The organism is Amycolatopsis sp. SID8362 (assembly GCF_010550475.1).
Lineage (GTDB): Bacteria > Actinomycetota > Actinomycetes > Mycobacteriales > Pseudonocardiaceae > Amycolatopsis > Amycolatopsis eburnea.
The window spans coordinates 1-11,151 of the sequence record NZ_JAAGNB010000827.1; the positions used below are offsets into that span (position 1 = coordinate 1).

At 72.2% G+C, this 11,151-nt stretch carries 11 protein-coding genes and 3 pseudogenes; 12 read left to right on the forward strand and 2 right to left on the reverse strand.

Translation table 11 applies throughout. The features are described 5' to 3' along the window. Nucleotides 1-684, forward strand: a pseudogene (locus G3I65_RS25560) (glycosyltransferase family 2 protein); the annotation flags it as partial. Between the two features lie 55 nt (nt 685-739). On the opposite strand, the pseudogene G3I65_RS25565 reads toward G3I65_RS25560, so the two are convergent. Next, a pseudogene (locus G3I65_RS25565) lies at nt 740-1,312 on the reverse strand (3-beta hydroxysteroid dehydrogenase); the annotation flags it as partial. Nucleotides 1,313-1,418: 106 nt separating this feature from the next. Between G3I65_RS25565 and G3I65_RS25570 the strand changes: the two are divergent. Next, nucleotides 1,419-1,708 (forward strand): annotated as a pseudogene (locus tag G3I65_RS25570) (IS481 family transposase); the annotation flags it as partial. A 119-nt stretch (nt 1,709-1,827) separates the two neighbouring features. On the opposite strand, the gene G3I65_RS25575 reads toward G3I65_RS25570, so the two are convergent. Continuing rightward, a complete protein-coding gene (locus G3I65_RS25575) occupies nt 1,828-2,970 on the reverse strand; it encodes an acyl-CoA dehydrogenase family protein (protein ID WP_160698363.1) in 1,143 nt (380 codons plus the stop codon). 157 nt (nt 2,971-3,127) lie between these two features. Between G3I65_RS25575 and G3I65_RS25580 the strand changes: the two genes are divergently transcribed. The 10 genes from G3I65_RS25580 to G3I65_RS25625 all read left to right on the forward strand — a co-directional run. Next, entirely contained in the window at nt 3,128-4,237 is a 1,110-nt protein-coding gene (locus G3I65_RS25580; protein WP_160698364.1) for an LLM class flavin-dependent oxidoreductase, read from the forward strand. Continuing rightward, nucleotides 4,234-4,905: an alpha/beta hydrolase gene (locus G3I65_RS25585; protein ID WP_160698365.1), complete on the forward strand. Its 672-nt coding sequence runs from the start codon at nt 4,234-4,236 to the stop codon at nt 4,903-4,905. The genes G3I65_RS25580 and G3I65_RS25585 overlap by 4 nt, the downstream gene beginning before the upstream one ends. An 8-nt stretch (nt 4,906-4,913) precedes the next feature. Then, nucleotides 4,914-5,336, forward strand: a complete 423-nt coding sequence (locus tag G3I65_RS25590) for an Rrf2 family transcriptional regulator (RefSeq protein ID WP_203612506.1) — start codon at nt 4,914-4,916, stop codon at nt 5,334-5,336. 11 nt (nt 5,337-5,347) lie between these two features. Further along, nucleotides 5,348-5,776 (forward strand): cupin domain-containing protein, encoded by a 429-nt coding sequence (locus tag G3I65_RS25595; RefSeq protein WP_160698367.1) that lies wholly within the window; start codon nt 5,348-5,350, stop codon nt 5,774-5,776. Between the two features lie 3 nt (nt 5,777-5,779). Next, nucleotides 5,780-6,505: a DsbA family protein gene (locus tag G3I65_RS25600; protein ID WP_160698368.1), complete on the forward strand. Its 726-nt coding sequence runs from the start codon at nt 5,780-5,782 to the stop codon at nt 6,503-6,505. Between the two features lie 102 nt (nt 6,506-6,607). Next, nucleotides 6,608-7,576 carry an ABC transporter substrate-binding protein gene (locus G3I65_RS25605; protein ID WP_160698369.1) on the forward strand — a complete coding sequence of 323 codons (969 nt, stop codon included), beginning with the start codon at nt 6,608-6,610 and terminating at the stop codon, nt 7,574-7,576. Further along, nucleotides 7,573-8,379, forward strand: coding sequence for an ABC transporter permease subunit (locus tag G3I65_RS57520; protein WP_160698370.1), 807 nt, complete (start codon nt 7,573-7,575; stop codon nt 8,377-8,379). Before G3I65_RS25605 ends, G3I65_RS57520 begins: the two co-directional genes overlap by 4 nt. A gap of 8 nt (nt 8,380-8,387) precedes the next feature. After that, nucleotides 8,388-9,356, forward strand: a complete 969-nt coding sequence (locus G3I65_RS25615) for an ABC transporter substrate-binding protein (protein ID WP_160698371.1) — start codon at nt 8,388-8,390, stop codon at nt 9,354-9,356. Further along, nucleotides 9,353-10,051, forward strand: a complete 699-nt coding sequence (locus G3I65_RS25620; RefSeq protein ID WP_160698372.1) for an ABC transporter ATP-binding protein — start codon at nt 9,353-9,355, stop codon at nt 10,049-10,051. Before G3I65_RS25615 ends, G3I65_RS25620 begins: the two co-directional genes overlap by 4 nt. Then, nucleotides 10,048-11,151: FAD-binding protein (locus tag G3I65_RS25625; protein ID WP_160698373.1), on the forward strand; the 1,104-nt coding region annotated here is incomplete at its 3' end. The genes G3I65_RS25620 and G3I65_RS25625, both read left to right, overlap by 4 nt.

Genomic DNA, 11,151 nt, shown 5'->3' on the forward strand with positions numbered 1-11,151 from the left:
GTGTGGCACGCGGACTTCCACATGAAGGACTGGGACGAGTGGCACCGGTACTTCAACCTGCGCAACTCGATCATCACCGCCGCGCTGCACTCGCCGTTCAACCTGAACCTGCTCTCGCGGGTGCTGCTCGCGCAGCTGGTGCGCTACCTGCTGGGCATGCAGTACGGCCTGTCGGCGACGCTGATCAAGGCCGTCGAGGACTTCCTCGAGGGCCCGGAGATCCTGCGTGACGGCGGTGTCGAGGCGATGCAGGAGATCCGCCGGATCCGCGATGCCTACCCGGAGACCAAGCGCTACAAGGCGACCGACGTGCCGGGCATCGCGTCCAACGACATCGGCATCATCAACAGCGCGCCACCGCCGAGCCGGACCGTCGTGGTGCTGATCAAGCGGTTGCTCGACCAGACCAGAGGCCGCCACCGGTTCGGTCTCGGCGCCGTCCCGGCGGACGAAGCCCATTGGTGGCACACGTCGCTGTTCAACACCGTGGTGGTGACGGACGCCAACCAGGACGGCGTCCGCGTCCGGTCCTACGACCGGGCCAAGACCCTGGACCTGGCCAAACGCGGCATTCAGGTGATCCAGCGCCTGCGAAAGGAGGGCGCCGCGGTGCAGGAGCAGTACAAGCGCGCCATGCCGAAGCTGACCTCACGCGAGAACTGGACACGGCTCTACGACCTCTGATCCCCGCTCATCCGAGCGCTTCCCGCACTCGGCGAAGACACGATCTACGACCGAGTCAATCTCCTGCGGACAGCGCGCCGGCAAGCCGACCACGGCGCGTCGTCACGGCGACACGCGGATCCGGTTCGGGCGCCGGAAGTTCCGCGGCGACGGCGGCCAAGTTGTTGCGCAGCGCAGGAATGTCGGTCAGATCCAGCAGGGAACCGACGACGGCCGCGATGCCGCGGACTGCGTCGCCCTCGTCGGCCACGGCATGCCAGGCAGTTCCGGCCGGTGCCGACTCGAGCGCCGGCCGGAACAGGACCGCCGCGTCGAGCGCGTGCACGGCAGGCCGGCGTTGGGCGCCGTCGCCGGGGTAGCCTGCCACGCCGGTGCGGCGTGCCTGATCGGTCAGCTGCCCCGCGAACCCACCCTTGCCCTCGTTGTGGACCGTGCGCGGCATGCGGACCGCGGTGGCACGCATGCCGCGTGAAGCCATCGCCGGCAGCGCGTTGACCGAGCGTCCGCAGCCGCCCACCGGCCCGTCGGTCGGCAGCGGATCGTCCTCGGTGGCGGCCCGGCCGGGGACCCACGGCGTGCCCGAGACGGTGACGATCGGGCGTTCGCTGCCGGCGATTTCTTCCCCTAGCTGTGATGTCCGGGGACGTTGTCCCGAGATGAGGTGACCACTGGTGGCCTGTCGTGCTCCGGCTGCGACTCGCCCGCCTGGTCGTCGAACACGGCTGGACCTGCACCGCAGCAGCCGCCCCCACCACAGCCCGACCCGCACCCCGAACACCTCATGCGGGCGATCGTGCGGCTGCGATGGCGCCACCGACTCGGCCCGGTCCGGATCGCCGGCCGGCTCAACGTCCCGGCTTCGACAGTGCACGCGGTGCTGGTGCGCTGCCGGATCAACCGTCTGTCCCGCATCGACCGGGTCATCGGCGAACCGCTGCGCCGCTACGAACACGACCATCCCGGCTCGCTGATCCACGTCGACGTCAGCAAGTTCGGCAACATCCCCGACTGCGGCACAGACCGGCGACAGCACCCACGTTCGGGCGATAGCGCCGGTGCTGAGCCGACGCCGGCGTCGGCGTTGACCGTCTCGCCGACGATCCGCGCGAGCCAGGCGCCGACGCGCGCTCCCAGGGCCGGAATTCAGGCGAGGACGGACCGGCCCAGCCCGGCCAGTACGGCATCGTCCTGCGGGGTGTGCACCCGGCTGCACAGCACATCGCGGTAGTGCCGCTGTAGCGGGTTGGCCCGCGTCAGCCCGGGATTGCCGGCCAGTGCGACGGCCTGTTCGACCGCCTCGATGAGCAGCCGCGTGGCGATCACCTTCGCCACACCCGCGTGCGCCGCCGCGTCCGGGTCGCCCTCGTCGGCCCGGCGGGCGAGCCCGAACAACACCTCCTCCGCACCGGTGATCCGGGCGGCGATCTCGCCCACCCCGGTCTGGAACCTCGGCAGCGTGGCCAGCGGCTTGCCGAGCCCGCTCGGTACGCGGTTCCGGAGGAACCCGGTGAGCCAGTCGAGCGCGTTGCGCGCCACACCGAGGTAGATCGCGGGCAGCGCCAGCGGGAACGTGAGGGCCGGCGGCCGCTGGGCGTCCGGAGTGGACAGTCCGGCGATGGCTTCCGCGGGGACCGAGACGTCGGTGAACACGACGTCGTGGCTGGCGCTCGCCCGGAGGCCGAGGTGGTCCCAGGTCGGCTCGATCGTGATCCCCGGCGCGTCGGCGCGGACCAGGAACCCGCCGACGCGTGGCTCCGGTTCGTCGGTCCGGGCCCAGACGACCATCCAGCGCAGGCCGACCGAGCCGGTCGAGTAGATCTTGCGGCCGGACAGGCGCCAGCCGTCGGCGGTCCGGCGGGCGAGCGTCGCCGGGAGGCCGCCACGGGTCGGCGAGCCGAGCTCCGGTTCGACGCGCAACGCGTTGATCAGCACCGGCCGCTCGGCGGACTCCGCGAGCACCTCCCGGTAGATCTCCTCGGGCCAGGTCGGCTCGACACCCTGCGCGGCGTGGACGAACAGCGTCATCGCCGTCACCAGCGCCACCGACGGATCTCCGCGACCCAGTTCGGAAAGCAACCGGGCGGTGTCGAGCACGCCGGCGCCCGGGCCGCCGTAGCGCGGGTGCACGGTCGTTGTCAGCAACCCGGCCGCGTGCACCCGTTCGACGCCCTCGTGGGGGAAGCTCGCCTCCCGGTCGTGCTCGCCCGCCAGCGCGGCCAGTTCGGCGACGATCGACGGCAGCGCGGCGAGGTCCGGCGGCGGCACGGTGGTGACGGTCGTGGTCACGAAATCCTCCGGAAGGTCGGGGCGCGACCATAAGCCGCCCGGATCGCCCGGGGCCAGCAGCGTCCACTAATTGGACACCTGGAGATGCCTGTTTGACAGGGCGGGCCGGGGTGCCGTTCCCTGACTGAGCCTTCTTGTTGCGGCGAAAGGAAAGCAGATGCCCGTCGAGTTCGTCGGCATGATCGGCACCCAGGACGCGAGCGAGACCCGGCCCGCCAGAGGACCGGTGATCGACCCGGCCTACGTCCGCCGGTTCGCCCGGGCGCACGAGGACGGCGGGTTCGACCGCGTGCTCATCGGCTACGGCGCGGGCTGGCCGGAGGGCCAGCAGGTCGCCGCCTACGCGGCCGCGCACACCGAGCGCCTCGGCGTGCTCATCGCGCACCGCCCCGGGTTCGTCGCGCCGACGCTGGCGGCGCGCGCGTTCGCCACCCTCGACCACTTCAGCGGCGGGCGCGTCGCGGTGCACACCATCACCGGCGGCAGTGACGTCGAGCAGGCCCGCGACGGCGACTACCTGCCCAAGGACGAGCGCTACGAGCGCACCGACGAGTACCTGGAGATCCTCAAGCGCGCCTGGACGTCCGGGACCGCGTTCTCCCACCACGGCAAGCACTACCGGCTCGACGACTACACCCCGCAGGTGCGGCCGCTGCAGAACCCGCGCATCCCGCTGTACTTCGGCGGTTCCTCCGAGGCGGCCTACCGTGTCGGCGGCAAGCACGCCGACGTCTTCGCGCTCTGGGGCGAACCGCTCAAGGAAACGGCGGAGCAAATCGCGTCCGTCCGGGCGGCGGCGAAGGCGGCCGGCCGGCTCACCCCGCCGGGGATCAGCGTGTCGTTCCGGCCGATCCTCGCGCCCACCGAGGAACTGGCGTGGGAGCGGGCCGAGCGGATCCTCGACAAGATCACGGCGTCCGGCGCGGCGAAGGCGGCTCGCGAATGGCGGGACGGCGGCCCGCCGACCAACGTCGGCAGCGTGCGCCTGCTGGCCGCGGCCGCGAAGGCCGATCGCCACGACCGTGCACTGTGGACTCCACTGGCCACCGCGACCGGCGCCGCCGGCAACTCCACCGCGCTGGTCGGCACCCCCGAAACCGTCGCCCGGGCATTGCTGGACTACGTCGACATCGGCGTCACCACCCTGCTGATCCGCGGCTACGACCCGCTCGACGACGCGATCGACTACGGCAGGCACCTGCTCCCCCTGGTGCGCTCGGAGCTGGCCCGCCGCGAGCGCCGGCCCGCCACGGCGGCCGCCGTATGACGCTCGCCGGCCCCGTCTGCTGGGCCCCGCCCGAAGGGGTGACCATCCGCGGCACGGTCGTCCTGCTGCCCGGCCGGGGCGAGCACCCCGGGCTTTACGGCCGGCTCGGCACCCGGCTGGCGTTCGACGGCTACCGGGTCGTCGCAGTGACCTCCCCGGACGACGTCGCGGGCGAACTCCGTGGAAACCCGGTGCCGGTGGTGCTGCTCGGCAGCGACACCGGTGGCCTCGCCGCCCTCTCCCTCGCCGCCGAGCTGCCGGTGCACGCGGTCGTCACGGCGGGCCTGCCGCTGTCGGCCGAGCACGCCGAAGACCGGTCGTGGGCCGGCGAGCTCGACGCGCGGACGGCGTGCCCGGTCCACCGCACGCTGCTCGAGACCGACGACCGCCTCCGGCGTGGTGCCCTGCTCGCGGAGCCCGCCGGCATCCCGGCGGTGCTCCCCCGCACCCCGGTGCTCGTCCTGCACGGCGGCGCGGACCGGGTCGCGGACCCGAAGGCCGCCCGCGCGTTCGCCGAGATGCTCCCGGCGGGCCGGTTCGCACTGGTCGAGGGCGGCCGGCACGACGTGCTCAACGACGTCGCCCACCGCAGCGTGGCCGCCGAGATCGTCCAGTTCCTGGAATGGCTGCGCGCCGGGACGCGCGGGCCGGTCCTGGTGCGGGGATGATGGCGGGCATGCGCATCTCGGCCAGGGCGGACTACGCGATCAGGGTCCTGCTGGAGCTCGCCGCGGACACCTCGCGGCCGATCACCTGTGAAGCCGTCGCGTCCACCCAGGACATCCCGGCCCGGTTCATCAAGGCGGTCATGCGGGACCTGCGCCAGGCCGGGCTGGTCCGCAGCCAGCGCGGCTGCGAAGGCGGCTACTGGCTGGCCAGGGCGGCCGGCGAGGTGACCGTGCGGGACGCCGTCGTGGCGGTCGACGGCGAGTTCCTCTCCGTCCGCGGCGAACCCCGGCCCGCGCTGGCCTACCACGGCACGGCGGCCGGGCTCACGCCGTTCTGGTCCGGGCTCGAAGCCGGGCTCGACGCGTTGCTGCGCGCGACGACGATCGCCGACCTGCTCGACGACGCGACTCCGGCTCGCGTCGCCACCTGAAGGGAAATCCGATGAGCGACCTCTGGCACCAGCCGCTGCGGCACATCCGCGGCGCGGACCTCACCGGCGACACCAACCAGACCACCGGGATGACCCGCCTGGAAGCCATCTCCGGCAAGACCGTCGGGTCGTCGAAGGTTTGGATGGGCGAGACCCACGTCGCACCGGTCACCAACTCGGGCGACCACCACCACGGCGAAGCCGAGACCGCGATCTACGTCAAGTCCGGCCACCCGGTGTTCGTCTTCGCCGACGGCGACGAAGAAATCCGCATCGAAACCGGGCCCGGCGACTACATCTTCGTGCCGCCGTACGTGCCGCACCGCGAAGAGAACCCGACCGACGAAGAGGCCCTCGTGATCATCGCGCGCAGCAGCCAGGAAGGCATCGTCGTCAACCTGCCGAGTCTCTGGTCCCCGGTCGACGTGCCCGAGGACTGAGCCGTGCCGCTCGAAGTCGTCGAGTACACCGACCCCGCCTGCCCGTGGGCGTGGGGGTCGGAGCCGAAGTTCCGCCTGCTGCGGGCGGAACTCGCCGGCGCCCGGTGGCGCCGGGTGTTCGGCATCCTCTTCGACGACGACGAGGACCCGGCACCGGACCCCGCCGCCGAAGCCGCCTGGTACGCGAAGTTCATCGACGGCGTCACCGAGCACACCGGCGCCCCGAAGCCGCCGCACCTGGCCTGGGTGGCCCGCACGAGCTGGCCGGCCTCGCTGGCCGCGAAAGCCGCGGAGGCACAAGGGGAAACCGTCGCCGACCTGGTCCTGACGCGGCTGCGCGAAACGACGTTCCGGCACGGCACCCCGGCCGACGACACCGAACGTGTGCTCGCCGCCGTCGACGGCATTCCCGGCCTCGACCTCGACGCCTTGCGGACGGCGATGACGAGCGACGAAGTCCGCCAGGCCGTCCGCGACGACTGGCGCGAAACCCGGAACCCGTGCCCGGAAGTCCTCGACATCACCGCGCCGGGACCGCACAGCGGCCGGGCGAAGCACCTCGAACACCATGTCCGCTACGCCCTGCCGACGTTGACCTTCACCGGTCCCGGCGGGCGGTTCGTCGTGCCCGGCTGGCGGCCGCTGCGCGAATACTTCGACGCCGCGCGCGCCGCGACGGTCCACAGTGGATCTCTTCCCGGTTCGTGGGAACCCGCCCGGGAGCGTTGACTCTCCCCTGCGGCGATGGAAAATAGACACACGCCGGTGACCATTTAGCCCGGCGCCGCAACCAGAATCTCCGCGGCCGACACCGCATTGGGGAGTTCCCGCATGCCCTCGAAACCCCGGCTCGCCCTGCTCGTGGCCGCCCTGCTCGGCCTCACCGCGCTCACGGCGTGCGGATCGTCCACTTCGGACGCGTCCGGCGAGGTCGTGCTGCGCGTCGGCGACCAGACCGGCGCCACGCAGTCCCGGCTGAAGGCCGCCGGGCTGCTCGACAACCTGCCCTACAAGATCGAATGGTCGCAGTTCGCGGCCGCGGTCAACCTGCACGAAGCCCTGCGCGCGGACGCGGTCGACATCGGCGGCGCCAACGATTCCCCGACCGTCACGGCGATCGCCGGCGGCTCGAAGATCAAGGTCGCCGCCGCCTGGAGCAACGGCGGCAAGGGCACCTACCTCCTGGTGCCGAAGGACAGCCCGGCCCGCACCGTCGCCGACCTCAAGGGCAAGCGGATCTCCCCCACCACCCGCGGCAGCGTCGCGCACTACCTGGTGATCGGCGCGCTCAAGCAGGCCGGGCTGTCGGACAAGGACGTCACGCTCAACTTCCTCGCTCCTTCGGAGGCGAACGGCGCGTTCTCGACCGGCAACATCGACGCCTGGGCCACCTGGAGCGTCTACGCCGCCCGCGCCCGCGGCGAACTCGGCGCGCGGGTGCTCTCGGACGGCGCCGGCATCAACTCCGGCCTCAACGTGCTCTCGGCCACCGACAAGGCGCTGAGCGACCCGCGCAAGCGCACCGCGATCCAGGACTTCGCGAGCCGCGTCGACAAGAGCTACGCCTGGTCGAAGGCCAACCCCGACGCGTTCGACAAGTGGTACGCCGGGTTCGCCCACCAGCCACTGGCCATCGCCACCCAGGTACGTCCGGATGAAACGAACTACCGGCGCATCCCGGTCGACGCCGCGCTCGCCGCCCAGCTGCAGACGACCTATGACACCTGGGTGCAGCAGGGCCTGTTCCCCGGCGGCAAGAAGCTGAGCGAGTACATCGACTCCGGACTCGATCCCCGGTGACCCGCGCCCTCGACCGGCCGGTCGCCGCCGGGTTCCGGTTCCCGTACCGAGCTGTTTCCTGGCTGACGCCGATCGCCGTGCTCGCGCTCTGGGAACTACTGGCGCAGACCGGGCTCCTGCCGAAGCAGGTGCTTCCCGCCCCGAGCAGCGTGCTGGCCAAGGCCGGTGAGCTGATCGCCGACGGCGAGCTGCCGTCGAACCTGCTCGCCAGCCTCCAGCGGTCGGCCACCGGGTTCGTCATCGGCGCGAGCCTCGGGCTCGGGCTCGGCCTACTGGTCGGACTGTCCAAAGTGGCCGAAGCGCTGCTGGACCGCAGCATCCAGATGGTGCGCGCGGTCCCGTTCCTGGCGATCCTGCCGCTGGTGATCGTCTGGTTCGGGATCGGCGAGGCCGGGAAGATCTTCTTGATCGCGCTCGGCACCGCCGTCCCGCTCTACCTGACCACCGTGCTCGGCATCCGCCAGATCGACCCGAAGCTCCTCGAGATGACCGACGTCGTCGGCCTCGGCCGGGCCGCGCAGATCCGCTGGGTCGTGCTGCCGGGTGCGTTGCCGTCGATCCTCGGCGGGCTGCGGCTGTCGCTGACGGCGGCCTGGCTCGCGCTGGTCATCGCCGAAACCCTCGGCGCCGACGCGGGGCTCGGGTTCATGGCCACCAACGCCCGCGAGTTCCTGCAGACCGACGTGATCGTGCTCGTCGTGCTCATCTACGCCGTGATCGGGATCCTCTGCGACCTCGTCACCCGCCTCCTCGAACGCCGCCTGCTGCGCTGGCACCCCACCTACGCCCGCCTGACCGCCTGAGGACAGCCATGACACTCTCCCGCCGCACGTTCCTGACCGCAGCCGGGCTCACCGCCCTCGCCGCCCCGCTCGCCGCGTGCGCCACCGGTTCGGCCGGCGGCGCCACGCCGGGCAAGGTCCGGCTGACCTACAGCACCATCTCCGTTCCGAAGGCCCGCGGCGTGCTCGAGAAGACGCTCAAGGACCAGGGCATCGCCGTCGAGTGGGTGGGTCCGTTCCCCAACCACGCGCCGACGCTGCAGGCGGTCGTCGGCGGGACCGCCGACTTCAGCTTCGGCGGCAGCACCACCCCGGCGGACCAGGCGATCCTGTCCGGGGCCGACCTCGTCTACGTCGCCTGGGCGGCCTCGACCCCGCGTACCACCGCGATCGTCGCCGGTGCGCACACCGGCATCGAAAAGGTCACCGATCTCGCGGGGAAGACCGTCGCGGTCAACAAGGCCGGCCTCGGCGAGTTCCTGCTCGTCGCCGCGCTGGAGAAGTACAAGGTGCCCCGCGAGTCGGTGAAGATCACCTACCTCAACCCGCCGGAGGCGTCCGCCGCGTTCGGCGCCGGGAAGATCGACGCCTGGGCCATCTGGCAGGGTTTCCGCGAGATCGCCGAAGTCCAGTACGGCGCCAAGCCCATCTTCGTCGACGGCGACGAGCTGGACTTCCAGATCGACTTCACCAGCTATCTGGTCCGCCGCGACTACGCCGAGCAGAACGCCGACACCATCCGCAAGGTGATCGCCGCGTTCCAGGCCGACTACGACTGGCAGAACCAGCACTACAAGGAAGCCCTCGACATCGGCAACGCCGTCTCCCACTACCCCCAGGCCGTACTGGACAAGATGGCCGCCAAGAACGTCCGGACGAAGCTGGCGCTGATCAACGACGACGGGATCGCGCAGCTGCAGCGCGGGGCCGACTGGCTTACGCAGCGCAAGATCCTCAGCGGCCCGATCACCATCGCCGACCACGCCGTGAAGCTGTGAGCACCGCCGTGCGCGTGCGCGCGCTGACCAAGAGCTTCGGGCCGCGGACCGTCCTCGACGGACTCGACCTCGACATCGCGCCCGGCGAGTTCGTCGCGCTCATCGGCGAAAGCGGCTGCGGCAAGACGACGCTGCTGCGGCTGCTCGCCGGGCTCGACGCCCCCGACGACGGCGAGCTGGCCGCACCGGCCGAGCGGATGGTCGTGTTCCAGGAGCACCGGCTGCTGCCGTGGCGGCGGGTCTGGCAGAACGTCGCCGTCGGCCTGCCCCGCGAGGCCGCGGCCCGCGCGTTGACCGAGGTCGGCCTGGCCGGGCACCTCGACGCCTGGCCGGTCACGCTGTCCGGCGGCGAGGCACAGCGCGTCGCCCTCGCCCGGGCGCTGGTCCGGGAACCACGGCTCCTGCTGCTCGACGAGCCGTTCGCGGCCCTCGACGCGCTCACCCGGATCAAGATGCACGCCCTGGTCCGGCAGCTCGTCGACGCGCACCGCCCGGCCGTCCTGCTCGTGACCCACGACGTCGACGAGGCCATCCTGCTCGCCGACCGCGTGGTCGCGCTGCGGTCCGGCCGGCTCGCCGCCGAACACCCCGTGGTTTTCGACGGCGAACGCAGCCGCCGCAACCCGGAGTTCGAGGAACTGCGGCACCGGCTGCTGGCCGAGCTGGGGGTCGCCGAACTGGCCGAGACCCGGTGAAGGCCGACGTGCTCGTCATCGGCGGCGGCCTCGCCGCGACCTGGACCGCCTTGGCCGCGGCCCAGGCCGGCGGAGACGTCGTGCTGGTGGACAAGGGTTACTGCGGCACCAGCGGCGTCACCGCCACGGCCGGGGTCACGCACTGGTTCGTCGAACCCGGGGACCACGAGCGCGCGGTGGCCGAGCGGCACGCGCAGGCCGGCGGGATAGCCGACGCCGAGCAGGCGCTGCGGGTCCTGCGCACGACGTGGGAACGGCTGCCCACCCTGGACCGGTATTACCCGTTCCCGGTGCGGGACGGGAGACCCGACCGGACGAACAACGTGCGCGGGCCCGAGTACCTGCGCGCCATGCGCGGGCTCGTGCACCGCGCCGGCGTCCGGATCCTCGACCACCACCCCGCCCTCGAACTGCTGCTGCGCCCGGACGGTTCCGTGGGCGGCGCGGCCGGCGTCCGGCGGCAGGCGGGCGGGAACTGGCAGGTGCGGGCGGGCGCGGTCGTGCTGGCCACCGGCGGCACGGCGTTCCGCTCCCACCTGCTCGGCTCGCGCGGAAACACCGGTGACGGCCACCTGATGGCCGTCGAAGCCGGGGCGCGGCTGTCCGGCATGGAGTTCTCGAACTACTACACCCTCGCCCCGGCCTTTTCCACGATGGCGCGGTCGATGGCGTACCTGTTCGGCACCTACACCGACGCCGACGGGCGAGTCATCGAGCTGCCGTCCGGCCCGGACCGCAACCGCGTCCTCGGCGCGGCGATGCTGCGCGGCCCGGTGTACACGACGCTCGACCGCGCGCCGGAGTGGGTGCGCCGCAAGATGCCGGTGGTCCAGCCGAACTTCCTGCTGCCGTTCACCCGCCGCGGGATCGACCCGTACCGCGACCGGTTCGAGGTCACCCTGCTCGGCGAGGGGACGATCCGCGGGGTCGGCGGGCTCGTCACCGGGCCGGACTGCGCCACCGGCGTGCCCGGGCTCTTCGCCGCGGGCGACGTCGCGAGCCGGGTCCCGGTGGTCGGCGCGATCTCCGGCGGCGGCTCGCCGAACTCGGCGTGGGCGGTGTCATCGGGCACCTGGGCCGGGCGCGCGGCGGTCCGGCAC